Below are 20,889 nucleotides of genomic sequence, written 5' to 3'. Positions count from 1 at the left end.
GGCTCCCCACGCAAAAAAGGCTGGACCACTGTCCAGCCTTTTTTGTGCCTGAGGAGGAGATCCTCAGACTTCGGTCACGAACTGCTCGCGGGGGCGGCGCACCTTCTTCAAGTTCACCAGCCAGTCGCCTTCGTCGGCGCGGTAGCCCAGCGGCAAGATGGCGACGCTGCGCAGGCCGCGTGCCCGCAGGCCCAGGATTTCATCCAGCGCGTTGGGGTCGAAGCCTTCCATGGGCGTCGAGTCCACTTCTTCAAAGGCCGCAGCGATCAGGGCTGCGCTCATGCCGATGTAGGCCTGGCGGGCTGCGTGCTGGAAGTTCACTTCGGCATCGCGCTGGGGGTAGCTGCTGAGCAGCATCTGGCGGTAGTTTTCCCAGCCTTCGTTCTTGAAGCCACGCTGGTCATTGGTCAGGTCGAACATCATGTTGATGCGGTCGGCCGTGTAGTTGTCCCAGGCCGCAAACACCAGCAGGTGCGAGCCGTCGGTGATCTGGGCCTGGTTCCAGGCGATGGGCTGGATCTTGGCGCGCACAGCGGGGTCGGTCACCACGATGATTTCGAACGGCTGCAGGCCGCTGGAGGTGGGCGCCAGGCGGGCGGCTTCCAAAATGCGCTCCACCTTCTCTTGCGGCACCTTCTTGGCGGGGTTCATCTTCTTGGCGGCGTAGCGCCATTGCAGCTTGTTCAGCAGGGGTTGGGCGAGGGTGGTGTCTGTGGTCATGGCAGCGTCCTGAAAGAAGTTGTGGATCAAGGGATGTATCGATGGTGGAACTGTAGGCACCCCACGGTGGTTCGGTAAGCCCTGCCAAAGAAACGGATTGTTCGCAATTCATCAACAATCAACCCACAAGCGCTTTGCAACCGCGCTCTGATGGTGCAGCCGCCATTGCGTGGTGCCAGATGGGCAGGCGTACACTTGAGAAAGCCTGGGCGAGCGCCCGGGCACGCACCCGGCTGACCGCGCCCCTTCATGAGTGAACCCGACCTGTCTTTTCTGGACCCTGCAGGCCGCCAGCCCGCAGCTGCAGAGCACATGCCCCGCCCACCTGCCAGCTCATCCAGCCCATCCCGCACGCCCGGCGCTTCGGCAGAGGGCCTGGTGGCCGATCTGCGCGCCTACCAGGCCGAGCTGGAAAACCAGAACAAGGTGTTGCGCTACAGCCAGGCCGTGGCCGAGAGCGCCTACGAACGCTTCGAGACCCTGTTTGCCAGCGTGCCGTTGGCCCTCATGGTGGTGGATGACCACGACATGGTGGTGCAGGCCAACTCCATGGCGCACCGCTCGTTCCAGCCCACCGAGCGCGACCGGCCACTGACCGCGCTGATGCCCTTTGTGTGCCCGCAAGACGCCGCCCGCGTGCGCGAGGCCTTTACCCAGGCGCAAGACCTGGGGCACAGCGAGGTCAAGGAGGTGGTCTTCCTCATCAGCGACGCCGCGCGCATCACCGGCGACCTGCACATTGCCCACATCGAGGCACCGCAAACCAGCGGCCCACCGCTGTCGCAGTTTTTGTGCGCCGTGATCGACCAGGGCCCGCTGCTGGCCGAGCGCCAGGCCTTGCAGCACAGCGCCGAAACCCTGCAGCAGCGCAACGAGCAGATCCGCGCCAGCGAAAAGCGGCTGGAGGCCGTCATCAACTCCGCGCTGGACGCCATCATCTGCGTGGACCAGCACCAGCGCATCACCGTCTTCAACCCCACGGCGGCCGCGCTGTTCCAGTGCAGCGCCAGCGATGCGCTGGGCAGCACGCTCGACCGATTTTTGCCCGACGCGGCGCAGGCGCTGGCATTTGCCCAGCTCACCACGCAGGCCCTGCTGGGCGAGATGACGGCCCTCACCGCCAGCGGCAAGGAGCTGGCGGTGGAGGTGAGCGTGTCGTTCGAGCGCCATGCAGCAAGCGTGGGCGGCGGCGAGACCACCACCGTGTTCGCGCGCGACCTCACCGGTCGTAAAAAGGCCGAGGCGCACCGTAATGAACTGGAAGCCCAGCTGCGCGAGTCGCACAAGATGCAGGCCGTAGGCACCATGGCGGGGGGCATTGCGCACGACTTCAACAACATCCTGGGCGCCATTCTGGGCAATGTGGAGCTGGCCAAGGCCGACTGCGCAGCAGGCTCGCCCGTGCTGGAGAGCCTGCTGGAGATCGACAAGGCCGGCCGCCGCGCGCGCGACCTGGTGCGCCAGATCCTCACCTTCAGCCGCAACGAGCCCCCGCAGCGCTCGGCCGTGTCGCTGGCCGAGGTGGTGCACGACACCGAGCGCCTGCTGCGCGTGACCCTGCCCCCAGCCATCGAACTGCACATGCAGCTGCAGGCGGGCCTGCCGCCCGTGCTGGCCGATGCCACGCAGGTCGAGCAGGCCCTGCTCAACCTGTGCACCAACGCCGTCCATGCGATTGGTACCGAGCGCGGCAGCATCCATGTGGAGGCCGCCACGGTGCAACCCGACCAGCGCCTCACCGAACGCCTCGGCCTCGCGCCCATCGACTATGTGGCCCTGACGGTGCGCGACACCGGCCCCGGCATGGACGCCGCCACGCTGGAACGCATCTTTGAGCCCTTCTTCACCACCAAGCCCGTGGGCCAGGGCACGGGCCTGGGCCTGGCGGTGGTGCACGGCGTGATGCGCACACACGAAGGTGGTGTGGACGTGCAGAGCACGCCCGGCCAGGGCAGTCGGTTCACGCTGTACTTTCCGGTAGCGACTGATGCCACGGCCAGCACCCCAACCAGCGCGGCGGCCGATGTGCCCACCCACCCGGCGCCGCAGACACAGCCCCCAGCCACCGAGGCTGCAGCGTCCGCACCAGTCCACACCGCACCGCCCAGCACCACACCCGCCAAGAAGCACCACGTGATGTACGTGGACGACGACCAGGCCCTGGTCTTTTTGGTACAGCGCCTGCTGCGCCGCCGGGGCTACGAGGTCAGCGGCTATACCGACCCCCACGAGGCCACGGCCGCGTTGCGGGCCGCCCCACAGGCCTATGACCTGCTGGTGACCGACTACAACATGCCCGGCTTTTGTGGTGTGGATCTGGTGCGCGAGGCCCGCCTCATCCGCCCCGACCTGCCCGTGGCCCTGGCCTCGGGCTACGTCACGGCCGAGATCGAACAGGCCGCGCTGGCCGAAGGCGCGCAGGCCCTGATCCATAAACCCAACGACGTGGAGGAACTCTGCGCCACCGTGCAGCGGCTGATCGTGGGCCATGACCCTGCCTGAGCCCGTGGCAGATGGCGTACAGGCGCTGTACGAAGACGATGACCTGCTGGTGCTGTGCAAGCCCTCCGGCCTGCTGTGTGTGCCCGGCCGGGGGCCCGACAAGCAAGACTGCCTGAGTGCCCGCGCACAGCTGCGCTGGCCCGGTGCGCTCGTCGTGCACCGGCTGGACCAGGCCACCTCGGGCCTGGTTCTCATGGCACGCCACATCGACGCGCAGCGCCGCCTGGGTCACGCGTTTGCCGAGCGCCTGGTGCACAAGCGCTACCAAGCGGTGGTGCAAGGCCGGCTGGGCACCGTGGGCGGCGACTGGAGCGAGATCGACCTGCCCATTGCCGCCGACTGGGAGCGGCGCCCGCTGCGCGTCATCGACCACGGCGTGGGCAAACCCAGTCTGACCCGCTGGCGCGCGCTGGCGCACGACGCGACGGCACAGACCACACGCATTGAGCTGGAGCCCCTGACCGGCCGCACCCACCAATTGCGCGTGCACCTGGCCGCCATCGGCCACCCCATCCTGGGCGACGCGCTGTATGCCGATGCCGCCACGCAGGCACAGGCGCCACGCCTGCTGCTGCACGCCAGCCACCTGGCCTTTGCGCACCCCGGCACGGGGGAGCCGGTAGCACTGGAGTGGGCGGCCGATTTCTAGCCAAATTACCCGCTAGCGCTAGTGAAACATGCGCAGACCGCTATCCATTCGATAGCAAAAGTATGTGCTGGTCACCGCCCTCCCGGCGGCACGGGGCGCGACATGGCCCACTGCACGGCCAGGATGCTTGCCAGCACCACCAGCATGCCCACCAGCGACACCCCCGTCATGGCCTGCCCCAGCAGCGCCCAGCCCAGCAGCACCGCCGTGACGGGGCTCAGCAGCCCTAGCGACGACACCGCCACCGACGGCAGCCGCGCGATACCACGGAACCACAGCGCATAGGCCACCAGCGCGCCTGCCAGGCTGAGGTACAAATAACCCGCGATATTGGTGAGGGTGAGTGCAGGCAAAGGCGGGTCCACCGCCCACGCTACCGGCGCCAGCATGAGGCCGCCCGCCAGCAACTGCCAGCCGGTAAACGCCAGCACCGGCAAGTCAGACAGCCAGCGCCGCGACCAGAACGTGCCCGCCGCCATGCACAGCGTGCCCACCAGCGCGGCCGCCACGCCCACCATGTCCCAGCGCGCACCGGGCGACAACAGCAGCGCCGCCATGCCCAGCACACCGAAAGCCCCCGCAGCCAGCGCCAGTGCGGACGGGCGCCGGTGGTCCAGCGCCCAGGTCAGGCCCATCACCACCAGCGGCCCCACAGCGCCCACCACGGCCGCCACGCCGCCGGGCAACCGGTAGGCCGCCACAAACAGCAGCGCCTGGAACACGCCAATGTTCAGCGCCGCCAGCACCAGCAGGCGCCGCCACCCCACCCAATCGCCCCAGGCCGGCCAACGGCGGCACCACAGCACCAGCAGCAAGCCCGCGGGCAAGGTGCGCAGCAGCGCGGCGGTAAAGGGCCGGTCGGGCGGCAGCAGCTCGGTGGTGACGATGTAGGTCGAACCCCAGATGACGGGCCCGAGCGCCGTGGCAAGCGCATCCAGCCATACCGAAGAGCTTGCTGTGGATTGTGCAGAGGTCATGTATTTATCTTCAATTCAAGACAATTCAACCACCACAAGCCCATGGCCACCCCACGCCCACCCGACACCGTCGATGCCATCCTGGCCCAGTGGAAGCGCGAGCGCCCCGACCTGGACGCCAGCCCCATGGGCCCCATCGGGCGCATCAAGCGCTGCGCCGTGCTGCTGGAGCGGCGGCTGGATGAAACCTTTGCCGAGTTCGGCCTGAGCCGCTGGGAGTTCGACATGCTGGCCACGCTGCGCCGCAGCGGCGCGCCCTACTGCCTGGCGCCGACCACGCTTTTCTCCACGCTCATGGTCACGTCCGGCACGATGACGCACCGCATGGCCAAGCTCGAAGGCCAGGGCTGGATTGAGCGCCTGCCCAACCCGGCCGATGCCCGCAGCTCGCTGGTGCAGCTCACGCCCCAGGGGCTGGAGCTGATCGACCGCGCGGTGGAGGCCCACGTGGCCAACGAACACCCCATCCTTTCGGCCCTCAAGGCGGCCGACATAGCGGCTCTGGACGCACGGCTGGCCTTGCTGCTGGCATCTCTTGAGTCACGCAGAGGGCAGTGACGGCTCCCGCCCCTGTGTACTGCGCAGTAACATGGCGGGATGCCTCAAAACCACCTCTACATCCTTACCGGCGCATCGCGCGGCATGGGCCTGGCCATGGCCCAGCAGCTTTTGCGCAGCGGCAACACCCTGATCTGCATTGCCCGCAGTGCCAACGACGACCTGGCCGCCGAGGCCCGGGCCGCAGGCGTCACCATTGAACAGTGGCAGCAAGACCTGTCGCAGGGCGAGCAGGCGGCCCATAAGCTGCAAGCCTGGCTGCAGGCCCAGGGCCCGCAGGCGTTTGCCAGCGCCACCCTCATCAACAACGCGGGCATGATCCCGCGCATTGCGCCGCTATCGGCCAGTGACGTGGACGACCTGGCCACCGCCCTGCGTGTGGGGCTGGAAGCGCCCATGCAGCTCACCGCCGCCTTCCTGGGCGCGACGGACACCTGGACGGTGCCGCGCAAGGTGCTCAACATCTCGTCGGGCCTGGGCCGCCGGGCCATGGCCTCGCAGGCCGCTTACTGCGCCGCCAAGGCGGGCATGGACCATTTCACGCGCTGCGTGGCGCTGGACGAGGCCCTCAAGCCCCATGGGGCCAAGGTATGCTCGCTGGCTCCCGGTGTGATCGACACCGACATGCAGGTCCAGCTGCGCGGCGCCGACCCGGCCGCCTTCCCGGACCGCCAGAATTTCGCCAACCTCAAGACGGGTGGCCAGCTCACATCGCCCGCCGACGCCGCCACCCGCGTGCTCGCCTGGCTGGAGCGCGCAGACTTCGGCATCAACCCGGTGGCCGACGTGCGCGAGGCGTGAGCCCGATTACTCCTAATTTGATAGCTGCTACCGCATGATTCACTAGCGCTTGCAGCCGTTTTGACCTGAATTTCTCTGAAAGGACCTCCCCATGACCCGTGAAGTCGTCGTCGTCAGCGCAGTGCGCACCGCCATTGGCACCTTTGGCGGCAGCCTCAAGGACGTGCCCCCCACAGAACTGGGTGCAATCGTCGTGCGCGAATCGCTCGCCCGCGCCAACGTGGAAGGCAAGGACGTGGGCCACGTGGTGTTCGGCCACGTAGTCAACACCGAGCCCAAGGACATGTACCTGTCGCGCGTGGCGGCCATCAACGGCGGCTGCGCCGAGGGCACGCCCGCGTTCAACGTCAACCGCCTGTGCGGCTCGGGCCTGCAGGCCATCGTCAGCGCCAGCCAGTCCATCCTGCTGGGCGACACCGACGTGGCCATTGGCGCCGGAGCCGAGAACATGAGCCGCGTGCCTTTTGCCAGCCTGAACATGCGCTGGGGCGCCCGCATGGGCGACACCAAGATGGTGGACATGATGATCGGCGCGCTGCACGACCCCTTCCACAACATCCACATGGGTGTGACGGCCGAGAACATCGCCGCCAAGTGGGGCATCAGCCGTGAAGACCAGGACAAACTGGCGGTCGAGAGCCACAACCGCGCCGAACGCGCCACGCAAAACGGGCTGTTCAAGGACCAGATCGTGCCCGTCACCCTGAAGAGCAAGAAGGGCGACGTGCAGTACGCCACCGACGAGCACTTCCGCCCCGGCGCCACGATGGACGACCTGGCCAAGCTCAAGCCCGTGTTCCTCAAGGAAAACGGCACGGTGACCGCTGGCAACGCCTCGGGCATCAACGACGCGGCCGCCGCCGTGGTGCTGATGGAAGCCGGTGCCGCCAAGGCCCGTGGCGCCAAGCCCCTGGCCCGTCTGGTGGCCTATGCCCATGCGGGTGTGGACCCCAAGTACATGGGCATCGGCCCCGTGCCCGCCACGCAGCTGGCGCTGAAAAAGGCAGGCCTTACCGTCAACGACCTGGACGTGATCGAAGCCAACGAGGCCTTCGCCGCCCAGGCCTGCGCCGTGACCAAAGACCTGGGGCTGGACCCCGCCAAGGTCAACCCCAACGGCTCGGGCATCTCGCTGGGTCACCCCATTGGCGCCACCGGTGCGCTTATCACGGTGAAGGCGCTGCATGAACTGCAACGCATCCAGGGCCGCTACGCGCTGGTGACCATGTGCATTGGCGGCGGCCAGGGCATTGCGGCGATTTTTGAACGCCTCTGACCCGCACTGACCTGCACGCGGGTGCGCACACTGCCATCGCCACCCGCGATGCTGCCACCCGCTATTGGCAATGCGAGCGCCACAGTCGATCAGCGATCATTGGCGCCCGCTGCCCCAGATCAGCCGGGCCCCAGAAGCTGCCCCCCAGCAACTCAAAGACGGCCCGCACACCACTGAACCGACGGAGACACCCCTCACCATGATGCGCACCCTGCTTTCCTTCACCGCCCTCGCCTTCGCGCTGGGCACCACAGCCCACGCCCAGGCGCCAGCCCCTGCGGCGGCCTACCCGGCCAAGCCCATCCGCCTGATCGTGCCCTTCCCGCCCGGCGGGGGCACCGACATCCTGTCGCGTCTGGTGGCCACCAAGCTCACCGAGAGCGCCAAGTGGACCGTGGTGGCCGACAACCGCGCCGGCGCGGGCGGCACCATCGGCATTGGCGAGGCCGTCAAGGCCGCGCCCACGGGCTACGAGCTGGTCATGGGCCAGAAGGACAACCTGGTCATCGGCCCCTGGCTGTACAAGAACCTGCCCTGGGACCCCACCAAGGACCTGACCGCCGTGGCCCATGTTGCCTACACGCCCGTGGTCATTGCCACCAGTGCCAACTCCAAGTTCAAGACACTGGCCGACGTGGTGGCTGCCGCCAAGGCTGCGCCCGGCACCATCACCTACGGGTCGCCCGGCAACGGCACCTCCATCCACCTGGCGGGTGACCTGTTTGAGAAGGCTGCGGGCATCAAGCTCAGCCACATCCCGTACAAGGGCTCCAACCCCGCGCTGATGGATGCGCTGTCGGGCAACGTGGACTTGCTCATGTCTTCGGTGCCATCGGCCATGGCCCAGATCAAGTCGGGCAAGCTGCGCCCGCTGGCCGTGACCTCGGCCAAGCGCAGCTCGTCCATGCCCGAGGTGCCCACCGTGTCCGAATCGGGCTTCAAGGACTTTGATGTGAGCACCTGGTACGGCGTGTTTGCGCCCGCCGGCACACCGGCCACCGTGGTGAACGTCGTCAATGCAGAAATCAACAAGCTGCTGGCCACCCCTGAAATGAAGGCCGCCATCCACGCCCAGGGCGCCGAGCCCGAGGCCATGTCGGCCGCTCAGTTCAACACCCTGCTCAAGGCTGACTACGCCAAGTGGAAGGGCATTGTGGAAGCCTCGGGCGCAAAGATTGAGTGACCCCCTGCGGCGCTTGCTGCAATAAAAAACGGCTCCGAAAGGAGCCGTTTTGCATGGGGCAAAAACAATCAGTCCCGCACCACCAGCACAGGGATGTGCACCACACCCAGCACACGCTGCGTGACGCTGCCCAGCACCAGCTTTTCCAGGCCACGGCGGCCATGCGAGCCCATCACGATGAGGTCGGCGCCCGTGCTCTCCAGCGCGCGCAGGATGCCGTCGTGCACTGCATGGCCCTCCCCCACCACGGTGGTGACCTGCACACCCGCATCGGCCATGGCCTGCTTGGTGGCATCCAGCGCTGCGTTGGCCTCGGCCGTGGCGGCACTGATGTATTGGGCCTGTCCGTAGGCAAAGTCGGCACCCACGCCGGTGAAGGGATACGGGTCGATCACATACACCGCAGTGACGGCGCTGCCAAAGGTCTTGGCCAGGCCTGCGGCCTTGGAGACGGCCAGCATGGAGGTCTTGGAACCGTCGACAGGAACCAGAATGTGCTTGAACATGGTGCTACTCCTTGAATGAGGGGTGAGACCAGGCTTGTGGCCTGACCATGGGCGACAGTGTGAACCGCCACCATACCCCGCATCTTGATTCGCATCAAATCGGATGCACTTCTGCCGCAGTGTTCACCCCCCCGACGGCGCCTGCCCCACCACGTCCGCACCCTGGAAGTTGCCCCGCCGGCAGGTCACCACCAGGGTGTCGCGGTAGCCCCCGTCCTGTAGCGGCTGGATAGGCGTGGACTCGTGGATCATGCGCGCATCGTCCAGCAACAGCAGGGACCAGGGCTCGGTCAGCGTAAAGCGTTGTCCGGCAGGGCCGTTGGCCTCAAACACCCGCGTCTCACCGCCCTTGACGCCCTCGCGCCCCACCAGAAACACCGCAACCAGATCCACGCCATCGCGGTGGGCACCTTCGGGTGTGGGGCGGCCGATGCCGTCAGTGGTGTCGATGCGGAACTGGTGCGCCTCGACAAACCAGGTCACCGGGGCCTGAGGCCCGGCAAACACAGCGTCCGACACGCCCGCCAGAGCGGCGAGCAACTGCTGCCACACGGGCTGCGCTACGGTCGCGGGCTCCATGGGAGCAAACCAGCGCTCCATGCCGCCGTGCAGGGCGTTGTACTCCACTGGCTGCCAGTGGGCACGGTGCGGCACCTGCTGCATCTGTCCCTGCTGCAGCACAAAACAGGCATGGCGGCGGCGACGGTAGCGGCCACCATCCTTCAGAAATTCATCGGGAGGAAGAGCTGCCCAATCGGTAATGAGTGCCATGAGCGCCGACAGATCACAGCCGACCCACTCGGCCACTGCGGCCGGGCTGAGCACCGCAAAACCGCTGTGGCGCAACTGGCTGGCAACATCAGCCGGTTGGGTGAAAGGGGGAGAAAAGGAGACTTGGGCCATAGAGGCCCGAGCTTAACCGCTGGTGCGGCCCCCTCTTCTGCGCGGGCGCAAACCCTGCGAAATGCAGGGGGCTCAGTCCCGATGGCCATGGCCCTTGCCACGGCCTTCTCCGCGCCCGGGACCGCGATCGTGGTCATGGCGGTCATCGTGGCGATGGTCATGGTCCCAGCGGCGGTCGTCCCGGCCATGGGGCCCGCGGTGCGGGTTGCCGCGGCGGGGAGGTGGCTCCTGCACAAAATACACCGGCTGGCTGCAGGCGTTATAGCGTGCGCAGTGCTTGCTCCAGTTCTTGGCATGGCCGGGCGGCACGTACATGTAGATGGGCGCACGGGGCACCACCACCGCAGGGCGCTGGATGATGACGGGCTCTGCGTATAGCAGCGGTGGTGGTGGCGCGTTGCCAATATTGATGCGGCCATACACACCGGGAGCCAGTTCGCCCCCCACGGTGGCGTTGACATAGGCCTGCGCATGGGCGCCGCCGCCCAGGCCCAGCAGCGCCGCGGCAGCCGCGCCAGAAACAAGAAGGCGGATCGTGGGAAATAGATTGTTTTTCATGGAAAGCTCCTGCGGACTGCCCCACCCTGCACACGAACATCGATGCAGGGTGAAGGAGGCCGTGTGTCAGTCATACGGTTGGCCGTACGATGGGTCACATGGCGTGCCGTACCTTACACCGTTCACAGGCTACCCAATGTCAGCCAATGGCGACAATTGTGGGCAACCCATGGGCAGCCCAGGGGTAACGCCCAGCGGAGGGTACCCTGCCGACAAAAAAGGCGTCACCAGGTCGTCGCGCTGGCCACCGACTGCACCAGTGCATCGGCAGGCCCGGGGCGCCCGAACAGGTAGCCCTGCCAGGTGTGGCACCCCAGACTGGCCAGCATGTCGCGTTGCTCCTGGGTTTCTACGCCCTCGGCAATCACCCCCAGGTCCAGACTGTGGGCCAGGGTGACGATGGTACGGGCGATGCTGGCGTCATTGGCATCGGTGAACAGATCGCGCACAAAGCTCTGGTCGATCTTGAGCTGGTCAAGAGGCAGGCGTTTCAGATAGCTCAGGCTCGAGTAGCCCGTGCCAAAGTCATCCAGTGAGAAGCCCAGGCCCGACGCACGCAAAGTGTCCATGCGCAGGATGGTGTCCTCCACATCGTCCAGCAGCAGAGTTTCCGTCAACTCCAGCTTCAGCCGGTGCGGGTTGGCGCCGGTTTCTTCCAGTACGCCCAGCACTTCATCCACAAAGTGGCTGTGGCGGAACTGCCGGGCGCTCACGTTCACGGCCAGGGTCCAGTGGGCTGTCTGCGGGTCGCGGGCCCACTCCACCAGTTGCAGGCAGGCCGTGCGCAGGATCCACACGCCCAGCGGCACGATGAGGCCTGAAGCCTCAGCCACTGGGATGAACTCGGCGGGCGACACCAGCCCGCGCTGCGGGTGCTGCCAGCGCACCAGGGCCTCGGCGCCCACAATGCCGCGCTGCTGGTGGATCTGCGCCTGGTAATGCAGCAAGAATTGCCCGTCGCGCAGGCCGTCGCGCAAGCCCGCCTCCAGCAGCGTGCGCGCGGTCACGTTGGCCTGGGTGCGCGGGTCAAAGAACCGCAAGGTGTTGCGGCCAGCGCCCTTGGCCTGGTACATCGCCAAGTCGCCGTGCTTGAGCAATTCGTCCACCGAGCCGCGCGCATCCGCATACAGCGCGATGCCGATGCTGCAGGAGCTGTGGTGCGCGTGGCCGTCGAGCTGGTAGCTCTGGCTGAGCGCCTGCAACACCGTGCGGCCCACCGTTTCGGCCTGGGCAGCGGCCTCGTGCACCTGGGGACTGAGCCCCTCCAGCAGCACCACAAATTCGTCCCCTCCCAGGCGTGCCACGGTGTCCCCCATGCGCACACAGCCCCCCAGGCGCGCAGCCACCTGGCGCAGCAGCTGGTCGCCCAGCTCGTGCCCTTGGGTGTCGTTCAGGTCCTTGAAGTTGTCCAGATCCACAAACAGCAGCGCACCGCCCGCGCCTGAGCGTGCGCTGGCGGCCAGGCTGTGTTGCAGGCGGTCATTCATCAACCGACGGTTGGGCAGGCCGGTGAGCGGGTCGTAGAAGGCCAGCAGGCGGATTTCCTCCTCGGCCGCCTTGCGGCTGGAGATGTCTGTCTGCGTGCCCACGTAATGAGTGATCTCGCCGCGCGGCGAACGCACAGTGGTGATGGTGATCCAGGCCGGGTATTCGGTGCCGTCCTTACGCCGGTTCCACACCTCGCCCTGCCACATGCCGCTGGAGTGCAACGTGTTCTGCATGGCCGCGTAAAAAGACGCATCCTGCCGGCCCGAGTGCAGCAGGCGCGGCGTCTGGCCCACCAGTTCATCCACCGAGTAGCCCGTCAGCCGCTCGTAGGCCTGGTTGGCCTTGAGGATGCGCTGGTCTGGCCCCGTCACGATCATGCCCTCGAACGACTCGAACACCGTGGCAGCAATCTGCAGTGACTCTTCGGCCTTGCGGCGCTCGGTGATGTCGGTGGAGATGCCGCACAGCGCATAAATGCTGCCGTCCGCATGGCGCAGCGGTATCTTGATGGACAGGAACGCACGCGTCTCGCCCGTGGCGGCGGGGGTGTTGACTTCTTCAGCCTCCAGCGTCTCGCCGTCCTCCAGCACCCGCCGGTCATTGGCCCTCAGCCGTTGCGCCGTGGCTGCGTCGAAAAACGCCGCATCGTCATGGCCCAACACCTCGTGCGCCGGCCGGCCAAAGTAATGCAGCGTGTGGTGGTTGGCGTATTGGTAACGGTAGTCTTTGCCCTTGATGTAGATGAGCGCGCCCACGCTGTCCAGAATGGTGGCGAGCTTTTGCTCGCTCTCCCGCAGGTGGCGCGTACGCTCTTGCACCTGCCGGCGCAAGATGGCGACCATCAACGCAGCCAGTAAGCTGAACGCCACCAAGCCCGCCAATCCTCGCCATACCCAGGGCGAAATCTGCACCCCGGGGTCTTGCCCGCCCCAGTGGCGCATCACCTGGGCATACGCGGGGTCCGCGCCACTGCGCCATGCCTCGACCGACCGGTCGATGGCCGCCAGCACCTCGGCGTTGCGCCCGGGGCCGGTCGCGAAGAAGAGCGCAGCGGGCTGGAACACAATGCCCGTATCTACCACCCCGTAGCGGGCCGAATGAAAGTTGCCGAACAGGTGGTTGGAGATGACCGCATCGGCCTCGCCCCGCTGCACCATGGCAAACGCTTCGATGAGGCTAGGGGCATCCACCAGAGACACCTGGATGCCAAAGCTGTCCACCATATTCAAGAAGGTGGACCGCTGCACGGAGCCCTTGAGCACCGCCACCCGCTTGCCCTGCAGGTCGAAAAGCGAATAGATGGGGGCGCCCGAGGTCCGGTAGATCTGCGACCAGCTGTGCAGCACCGGCAGGCGGTGAAAGTCGTACAGGATCTCGCGCTCGGGCGACCGGGCCACATCGGGCATAAGGTCCAGTTGCCCCTCTCGCAGCGCATCCAGGCAGTCCTGCCAGCTACAGGGCACATATTTCAGGGTCCACTGCTCGCGGGCCGCCACCAGTTGCAGCAGGTCCACAAAAATGCCTGCAGCCTTGCCATCGGCATCCACAAACACCTTGGGCTCGTTGGAATACACCCCCACACGCAGCTCGCGCGGGGCGGCGGCGATGCTGGCGCTGGCCGTCAATACGGCCACCCACACAATGCCTTTGAGCCACGCGGCGCAGCGCCGCACCAGCCAGTTCACGCCAGGTTTCACACCGGCCCCCTTGGTGATGGAGAACCCATAGTAACGAATGCTTGCAAAAACCTCCAAAAATTAACTGCCGTGCGCCGGTTGGGTTAGCATCTGCTCCACCCCCCCGCCCCGCCCAGGAGACAGCGATGCCCCATGAACGCCGCCACTTCGTCCGCGTTGGTTTTGATGCGCCGGCCCTGCTGACCACGGCCACCGCTGCGTTCAGCGTGCATGTGCTGGACCTGTCCCTCAAGGGCGCGCTGATCATGGTGCCGGCACAGGCGGCATTGGGGCAAGGCACGTTGTGCCAACTGACCATTCCCCTGGCCGACACGGGCAACCACATTGCCATGTCCACCGAGGTGGCCCACGTGCAGGGCCTGCACACCGGGCTGCTGTGCAAGGGCATCGATCTGGACAGCGTCACCCACCTGCGCCGCCTGATCGAGCTGCAACTGGGCGACCCCGCCCTGCTGGAGCGGGACCTGGGCGAGCTGACGATGGCGGGCGCGGCGCACTGACGGCTGCCGCAGGCGCGAGCGGCGCTGCTGCAGCGGCGCCTCTTTTTCTCTTTGCGCGCTGGTCAGACCAGCCGGTGCCGCCCGATCACTGCGCCTCCTGCTCCTGCAGTGCGCGCCACATCACCTTGCCGCTGCCGCTCTTGGGCAACGCAGGCACAAACTGCACGATGCGCGGCACCTTGTACACCGCCATGTTCTCGCGGCACCAGTCGATGATCTGCTGCTCGGTGGTGTCCTTGTGGGTGGCACGCAGCACCACCACGGCCTTCACCGTCTCGCCCCGGTAGCTATCCTTGGCGGCGATGATGCAGGCCTCCTGAATGGCAGGGTGGCGGAACATCAGCGCTTCGACCTCGGCAGGCCACACCTTGAAGCCGCTGGCATTGATCATGCGCTTGAGCCGGTCGGTCAGGAAGAAGTACCCGTCCTCGTCCATGCGCCCCAGGTCGCCCGAGCGGAAGAACCGCTTGCCCTCGAACTCGATGAAGGCCGATGCCGTGGCATCGGGCCGCTTCCAGTAGCCCTCGAACACCTCGGGGCCATGGATGATGATCTCGCCCTGCTCGCCCACGGGCAGTTCCTGCAACGTGTCGGGGTCGATCACCCGCGCATCGGTGCTCATGAACGGAATGCCCAGGCACTGCTGCTTGGGATGGTCGGGCGGGTTGGCGTGCGACGGGGCGGCCGTTTCGGTCAGGCCATAGCCTTCCGCGTAGCGCAGGCCGTATTGCTCCAGCAGGCGCTGCGCTACAGCCTGCGGCATGGCCGCGCCGCCCCCGCCGATATAGGCCAGGCTGGACAGGTCATAGCTGGCAAAGTTCGGGCTACCCAGCAGGTCGATGACCATGGTGGGAATGTTGGTCCAGGTGGTGACCTGGTAACGCGATATCAGGCGCCCGGCCAGGTCGCGGTCCCAGCGGGGCATGATGACCAGCGTGGCGCCGCAGTAAATGGACGTGTGCATCACGCTCACCATGCCGGTGATGTGGAACATGGGCACCACCGCAAGCGTCACATTGTCGGCAGACCCATTGCCCCACAGGCTGCTGGCCACCGCATTGTGCATGACGCTTTTGTGCAGGTGCATGCAGCCCTTGGGGAGCCCCGTGGTGCCGCTGGTGTAGGGCAACAGCGCCAGGTCAGTCGGGCCCACCGACAAGGCCGGGGGTGCGTCGGTGCATGCCAAGGCGTCCACCCACGCGTGGGCCTGCCCGCCCTCCAGCGCAGGCAAAGGGTGGCGTGTGCCCAGCCAGTCCATCCACGCCTCGGGCGGCGCATCCATGCCGGTCACGGCCACGTCAAACGCATCCGAGAACTGCGTGACCACCAGATGCGCCAGCCCCTCGCCAGCGGCCAACGCGTTGCTCGCCTTGGCCATCTCCGGGGCCAGATCGCCGGTGGTGATTGCCACCTTGGTGTCGGGGTCGGTGATGTAGTGCTTGAGTTCCTCGGCCCGGTTCATGGGGTTGACCGGCACCACCACTGCGTTGGCCCGAAGGATGGCAAAGTGCGCCATCACCAGCTGCGGGCAGTTCTGCATGCACAGCACCACCCGGTCGCCACGCTGCACCCCCAACTGGGCCAGCCGCGCAGCCAGGCGCTCCGCGCCTTCCATCAGTTGCTGGTAGCTCACAGTGGTCCCGAAAAACACCAGCGCGGCCTTGTCGGGGTAACGGCGTGCATTGGTCGCCAGGTTGTCCCATAGCGAGGTGGCAGGTAGCGTGATGGCATGGGGAAGACGGCGGGGCCAGAACTTGTAGTGAGGTCGCATGGGGCTGGATTTCCTTAGAAGCCACCAGCCTAGGTCGCATGGAGCCCGAGGACATTGGGGATGCCACTGATGCATGGTCGCGCAGGTGACCGTTGCACCATGGCGCGCAGACGGAACACGCTGTCGACGAAAACAAGTGGTTACCAAATGCCTTGCCGCTAAGATCGCCGGAAGGCAGCAGTGCTGGGTCCACGCGTTCATTCAGCCAGTTGCCGCACGAAGGCCGACGTCGCCCCGCCCTCAACACACCGCATCACACTCTGCACAGCATGCTCACAGCCCTGTACTACGCATTGATGCTGCTCGTCGGATATGTCTGGTACCGCTATGGGCAAAAGCTACTGCGCCAGGGCCCACGGGACGACAGCGGCGAGTACACCAAATCACCACTGGGACCTTTCAGCTTTCTGGTCGTGGCGGGGATCGGGTGCTATCTGCTATACGAAGCGTTGCGCGCTATGGTTCTGCGCCAGATTCCGTGCGTTGGCAAGGGCTGCGCAGGGCAGATCTACACGCTGGCCGAGCATGCCGACAAGTATTGGGCGAACCTGTTTTTCGTGGTGTGGATGGTGGTTGCGCTGGCGTATGCCATGTACGTGACCTTCAAGCTCTGGACACGGCCCTGACGTCCGCAGGCACCTGTCCGAGTCGTGCTGCCCGGTGGGCCAACTCACATCGCATATCGCTGCCGGGCGCACGACCTGCAGACCAGCAGCCCTTTCAGCTTTGAATCTGCGCCCACAGCTTGTCCAGCCGCTTCACACTCACCGGCTGCGGCGTGCGCAGCTCTTGCGCGAAGAAGCTCACACGCAGTTCCTCCAGCAGCCAGCGCAGCTCTTGCATGCGCGCATCCACCGCCCCCTTGCGCTCGGCCACCAGGCGCCAGTAGCGCTGCTCTTGCGGGCGCAGTTCGGCCAGCTTGGCTGCGTCGCGGGCGGGGTCGGCCCGGTACTTGTCCAGCCGTAGGGTTATGGCCTTGAGGTAGCGGGCGTAGTGCGCCAGTTGCGCCCAGGGGGCCACGGCGATGAAGTTCTTGGGCACCAGGCGTTGCAGCTGTTGTTGCGCGTCGGCCGTCGCATCCGGGGCGTTCTTGGTGTCCTTGATCTTGCGGGCAGCGGCGGCGTATTCGGTGAGGATGGTGGCGGCCAGGCGGGCCACCTCGTTGGCGATCAGCGTGAGGCGGCCCCGGCCCTCTTCCACGCGGCGCTTGAAGGCATGTTCGTCGGTAGGCAGCGGGTCGAGCAGGAAGGCACGGTCCAGCGCCACGTCGATGATCTGGGTGCGCAGCTCTTCCTGCGTGCCCAGGGGCATGTAGGCCACGGCCATTTTCTGCAGGTCGGGGATATTCTTTTCCAGGTACTTGAGCGCGTCCTTGATCTGCAGCGCAAACAGGCGGCGCAGGCCGGCGCGGTGCTTGGCGGCGGCCACTTCGGGCTCGTCGAAGACCTCGATGGTCACAGCGTCGCCGCCATCGATGAGGGCCGGAAAGCCGATGAGCATCTGGCCGCCCTTTCTGATTTCCATGAGCTCGGGCAGCTCGCCAAACGTCCAGGTGGTGTAGCGTTGGCCAGCGGGCGCCGATGGGGGCGCGTTGACAGGCTTGACGGCGGCAGGGGGCGCACTCTTTACTCCTGATCTGATAGCACCTTGGGCATGATTCTCTAGCGCTTGCGGCGCTTTTTGCTTCAGATCCGCTGTATCGGCGGCTGTACTGCCCAATTTGAGCCCCGCCAGCGCCTGGAAGGCCCCCCGCGCCTTGGCGCCCCACTCCGCCTTGAGCGCGCCCAGGTTGCGGCCATGGCCCAGCTGGCGGCCATGCTCGTCCACCACGCGGAAGTTCATGAACAGATGTGGGCTGAGCATGTCGAGCTTGAAGTCGGCGCGCTTCACGTCCAGCGAGGTCTCGTCGCGCACCTGCTTGAGCAACACATCGGTCAGGCTGCCCGTGCCAAAGCGCTCGGGCGCACCCAGCAGCTCGGCCAGGCGCGTGGCAGATTCGGGCAGCGGCACAAAGCGGCTGCGCGGGCGCTGGGGCAGGCTTTTGAGCAGGGCCTGGATCTTGTCCTTGAGCATGCCGGGCACCAGCCATTCGCAGCGCTCTTCGCTCACCTGGTTGAGCACAAAGAGCGGGATGGTCACGGTGATGCCGTCACGCGCATCGCCGGGCTCGTGCAGATAGCTCGCAGCGCAGTCCACGCCCCCCAGGCGCACCGTCTTGGGAAAGGCGTTGGTGGTGATGCCTGCAGCCTCGTGGCGCATCAACTCCTCGCGGGTGAGCTTGAGCAGGTCGGGTTGCTTTTTGCTTTCCTCGCGGTACCAAGCCTCAAAGCTGTGGCCGCTGCACACTTCGGGCGGCAGTTGCTGGTCGTAGAAGGCGTAAATCAGCTCATCGTCCACCAGCACGTCCTGCCGGCGGGACTTGTGTTCCAGCTCTTCAACCTTGGCGATCATCTTCTGGTTGGCGGCCAGGAAGGGCAGGCGCGTCTCCCAGTTGCCGCCCACCAGGGCTTCGCGGATGAACACCTCACGCGCAGCGTGCGGGTCCACCTTGCCGAAGTTCACGCGGCGGTTGTTGTAGACCACGATGCCGTAGAGCGTGGCGCGCTCCAGCGCCACGACCTCGGCAGACTTCTTCTCCCAATGCGGGTCCAGCAGTTGCTTCTTCAGCAAGTGGCCGCCGATCTGCTCCAGCCACTGCGGCTCGATGGCGGCGATGCCCCGGCCAAACAGGCGCGTGGTCTCGACCAGTTCCGACGCGATGATCCAGCGGCCGGGCTTTTTGTTCAGGTGCGCGCCGGGGTGCTTGTAGAACTTGATGCCACGCGCGCCCAGGTACCAGTCTTCCTCGTCGCTCTTGCAGCCGACGTTACCCAGCAGGCCGGCCAGCATGGACAGGTGCAGTTGCTCGTAGCTGGCGGGCTGGGTGTTGATCTGCCACTTGTGCTCGGTCACCACCGTGAGCAGCTGGGTGTGGATGTCGCGCCACTCGCGCAGGCGGCGGATGCTGATGAAGTTCTGGCGCAGCAGCTGCTCGTACTGGCGATTGCTGAGCTTGTGGGTGGCGGCTGGGGCGGCGGGTATTGCTGCTGCAGCAGCCGCTGCAGGCGCGCCGCCGCGCCGCTCCACGGGCAGGTACGCCTGCGACGGCGCCTTCTGCGCGGCCATGGCCTTTTGGGCGCGGGCCGACGGCAGGCTCGGCGCCCCGCCCCGGGCCTCGTTGATCCACTTCCACAGCTTCAGATAGCCGCTGAACTCGCTCTTGTCGTCGTCGAACTTGGCATGCGCCTGGTCGGCTTGCTGCTGCGCTTCCATGGGGCGGTCGCGTACGTCTTGCACGCTCAGGGCGCTGGCGATGATGAGCACCTCGTCCAGCGCCTTGCGGTCGCGCGCCTCGATGATCATGCGGCCCACGCGCGGGTCCAGCGGCAGGCGCGACAGCTCCACGCCCATGGGCGTGAGTTCGTTGGCATCGTCCACCGCGCCCAGCTCGGCCAGCAGCTGGTAGCCGTCAGCAATCGCGCGGCCCGAAGGTGCCTCGATGAACGGAAACTGCGTGACGTCGCCCAGGTGCAGCGACTTCATGCGCAGGATGACGCCTGCCAGCGAGCTGCGCAAAATTTCGGGGTCGGTAAAGCGCGGGCGGCTGTTGAAGTCTGCCTCGTCATACAGACGGATGCAGATGCCGTTGGCCACCCGGCCGCAGCGGCCGGCGCGCTGGTTGGCCGCAGCCTGGCTGATGGGCTCGACCAGCAACTGCTCCACCTTGCTACGGAAAGAATAGCGTTTGACGCGCGCTGTGCCTGCATCAATGACGTATCGGATGCCCGGCACCGTGAGCGAGGTCTCGGCCACGTTGGTCGCCAGCACGATGCGGCGGCCCGTGTGGCCGTCAAAGATGCGATCCTGCTCGGCTTGCGACAGGCGCGCGAACAGCGGCAACACCTCGGCATTGCGCATCACCGGCTGGTGCGACAGGTGCTTGCGCAAATGGTCTGCCGCCTCGCGGATCTCGCGCTCGCCGGGCAAAAAGACCAGGATGTCGCCCGCCGCGTTGCCCTGCCACAGCTCATCCACGCCATCGGCAATGGCCTCGTTCAGACCGTAGTCGCGGCTTTCTTCAAACGGGCGGTAGCGTTGCTCGACCGGGAAGGTGCGGCCCGACACCATAATGACCGGCGCTGGACCTTTAGCGGATTCGAAGTGCTTGGCAAACCGGTCGGCATCAATGGTGGCCGAGGTGACGATGACCTTCAGATCCGGCCTGCGGGGCAGAATCTGGCGGATGTAGCCCAGCAAGAAATCGATGTTGAGGCTGCGTTCGTGCGCCTCGTCGATGATGATGGTGTCGTAGGCCTTGAGCAGCGGGTCGGTCTGCGTCTCGGCCAGCAAGATGCCGTCGGTCATCAGCTTGACGGACGCATCGCGGCTCAAGCGGTCCTGGAACCGCACCTTGAAGCCCACCACGTCGCCCAGCGGCGTGTTCAGCTCTTCGGCAATGCGCTTGGCCACGCTGCTGGCTGCAATGCGGCGCGGCTGGGTGTGGCCAATCAGCTGCCCTTTCTGTCCGGGCTTGGCATTGCACTTGCCCCGGCCCATAGCCAGTGCAATCTTGGGCAGCTGGGTCGTCTTGCCCGAGCCGGTTTCACCGCACACGATGACGACCTGGTGCTTCTCGATGGCCTCCATGATCTCGTCGCGCTTGCCCGATACGGGCAGGGATTCGGGGAACTCGATGGTGAAGGCGCGACGGGAAGGCGAAGCAGAAGAAGGCTCTGGCGGCCGCTGATCGGGAGAAGACAT

16 protein-coding genes are annotated in these 20,889 nt (G+C 66.2%); 8 read left to right on the top strand and 8 right to left on the bottom strand.

The window, feature by feature from the left end; translation table 11 throughout:
* Positions 1 to 63: 63 nt before the first annotated feature.
* Positions 64 to 720: an NAD(P)H-dependent oxidoreductase gene (locus tag ACODSM_RS20395; RefSeq protein WP_056067837.1), complete on the bottom strand. Its 657-nt coding sequence runs from the start codon at positions 718 to 720 to the stop codon at positions 64 to 66.
* A 249-nt stretch (positions 721 to 969) separates the two neighbouring features.
* Between ACODSM_RS20395 and ACODSM_RS20390 the strand changes: the two genes are divergently transcribed.
* Together ACODSM_RS20390 and ACODSM_RS20385 are read left to right on the top strand one after the other, a co-directional pair.
* Positions 970 to 3,222, top strand: coding sequence for a PAS domain-containing hybrid sensor histidine kinase/response regulator (locus tag ACODSM_RS20390; RefSeq protein ID WP_488806691.1), 2,253 nt, complete (start codon positions 970 to 972; stop codon positions 3,220 to 3,222).
* Positions 3,209 to 3,871 (top strand): RluA family pseudouridine synthase, encoded by a 663-nt coding sequence (locus tag ACODSM_RS20385; protein ID WP_488806690.1) that lies wholly within the window; start codon positions 3,209 to 3,211, stop codon positions 3,869 to 3,871. Before ACODSM_RS20390 ends, ACODSM_RS20385 begins: the two co-directional genes overlap by 14 nt.
* Positions 3,872 to 3,942: 71 nt before the next feature.
* Here the strand turns inward: ACODSM_RS20385 and ACODSM_RS20380 are convergent, their stop codons facing one another.
* Positions 3,943 to 4,848, bottom strand: a complete 906-nt coding sequence (locus tag ACODSM_RS20380) for an EamA family transporter (protein ID WP_488806689.1) — start codon at positions 4,846 to 4,848, stop codon at positions 3,943 to 3,945.
* 42 nt (positions 4,849 to 4,890) lie between these two features.
* On the opposite strand from ACODSM_RS20380, the gene ACODSM_RS20375 reads away from it, so the two are divergent.
* The 4 genes from ACODSM_RS20375 to ACODSM_RS20360 all read left to right on the top strand — a co-directional run bounded on the left by ACODSM_RS20375 (position 4,891) and on the right by ACODSM_RS20360 (position 8,666).
* A complete protein-coding gene (locus ACODSM_RS20375; RefSeq protein WP_488806688.1) occupies positions 4,891 to 5,406 on the top strand; it encodes a MarR family winged helix-turn-helix transcriptional regulator in 516 nt (171 codons plus the stop codon).
* A 39-nt stretch (positions 5,407 to 5,445) separates the two neighbouring features.
* The gene (locus ACODSM_RS20370) at positions 5,446 to 6,207 is read left to right on the top strand and encodes an SDR family NAD(P)-dependent oxidoreductase (RefSeq protein WP_488806687.1); all 762 of its coding nucleotides are present in this window, start codon (positions 5,446 to 5,448) and stop codon (positions 6,205 to 6,207) included.
* 91 nt (positions 6,208 to 6,298) lie between these two features.
* On the top strand, positions 6,299 to 7,483 hold the full coding sequence (gene bktB / locus ACODSM_RS20365; protein WP_110958877.1) for a beta-ketothiolase BktB: 1,185 nt from the start codon (positions 6,299 to 6,301) through the stop codon (positions 7,481 to 7,483).
* A 199-nt stretch (positions 7,484 to 7,682) separates the two neighbouring features.
* Positions 7,683 to 8,666: a tripartite tricarboxylate transporter substrate binding protein gene (locus ACODSM_RS20360; protein ID WP_488806686.1), complete on the top strand. Its 984-nt coding sequence runs from the start codon at positions 7,683 to 7,685 to the stop codon at positions 8,664 to 8,666.
* A 68-nt stretch (positions 8,667 to 8,734) separates the two neighbouring features.
* Here the strand turns inward: ACODSM_RS20360 and ACODSM_RS20355 are convergent, their stop codons facing one another.
* From ACODSM_RS20355 to ACODSM_RS20340, 4 genes are all read right to left on the bottom strand, one after another.
* Complete coding sequence (locus tag ACODSM_RS20355; RefSeq protein ID WP_056067661.1) at positions 8,735 to 9,172, bottom strand: universal stress protein; 438 nt, start codon at positions 9,170 to 9,172, stop codon at positions 8,735 to 8,737.
* 123 nt (positions 9,173 to 9,295) lie between these two features.
* Complete coding sequence (locus tag ACODSM_RS20350) at positions 9,296 to 10,075, bottom strand: 2OG-Fe dioxygenase family protein (RefSeq protein ID WP_488806685.1); 780 nt, start codon at positions 10,073 to 10,075, stop codon at positions 9,296 to 9,298.
* 72 nt (positions 10,076 to 10,147) lie between these two features.
* A complete protein-coding gene (locus tag ACODSM_RS20345; RefSeq protein WP_422849421.1) occupies positions 10,148 to 10,633 on the bottom strand; it encodes a hypothetical protein in 486 nt (161 codons plus the stop codon).
* 224 nt (positions 10,634 to 10,857) lie between these two features.
* Positions 10,858 to 13,818: an EAL domain-containing protein gene (locus ACODSM_RS20340; protein ID WP_488806684.1), complete on the bottom strand. Its 2,961-nt coding sequence runs from the start codon at positions 13,816 to 13,818 to the stop codon at positions 10,858 to 10,860.
* A 125-nt stretch (positions 13,819 to 13,943) separates the two neighbouring features.
* Between ACODSM_RS20340 and ACODSM_RS20335 the strand changes: the two genes are divergently transcribed.
* A complete protein-coding gene (locus ACODSM_RS20335) occupies positions 13,944 to 14,318 on the top strand; it encodes a PilZ domain-containing protein (protein WP_209819826.1) in 375 nt (124 codons plus the stop codon).
* Positions 14,319 to 14,403: 85 nt separating this feature from the next.
* Here the strand turns inward: ACODSM_RS20335 and ACODSM_RS20330 are convergent, their stop codons facing one another.
* The gene (locus ACODSM_RS20330) at positions 14,404 to 16,089 is read right to left on the bottom strand and encodes a long-chain fatty acid--CoA ligase (RefSeq protein ID WP_488806683.1); all 1,686 of its coding nucleotides are present in this window, start codon (positions 16,087 to 16,089) and stop codon (positions 14,404 to 14,406) included.
* Positions 16,090 to 16,358: 269 nt separating this feature from the next.
* Between ACODSM_RS20330 and ACODSM_RS20325 the strand changes: the two genes are divergently transcribed.
* Positions 16,359 to 16,715, top strand: a complete 357-nt coding sequence (locus ACODSM_RS20325; RefSeq protein ID WP_209819828.1) for a hypothetical protein — start codon at positions 16,359 to 16,361, stop codon at positions 16,713 to 16,715.
* A gap of 94 nt (positions 16,716 to 16,809) precedes the next feature.
* Here ACODSM_RS20325 and hrpA read toward each other — a convergent pair whose 3' ends face one another.
* Positions 16,810 to 20,889 (bottom strand): ATP-dependent RNA helicase HrpA, encoded by a 4,080-nt coding sequence (gene hrpA / locus ACODSM_RS20320; protein ID WP_488806682.1) that lies wholly within the window; start codon positions 20,887 to 20,889, stop codon positions 16,810 to 16,812.

This window comes from Acidovorax sp. FG42, assembly GCF_057809195.1.
The sequence above is the reverse complement of the archived record's forward strand: the minus strand, read 5'-3'. Positions and strand labels throughout refer to the sequence as shown.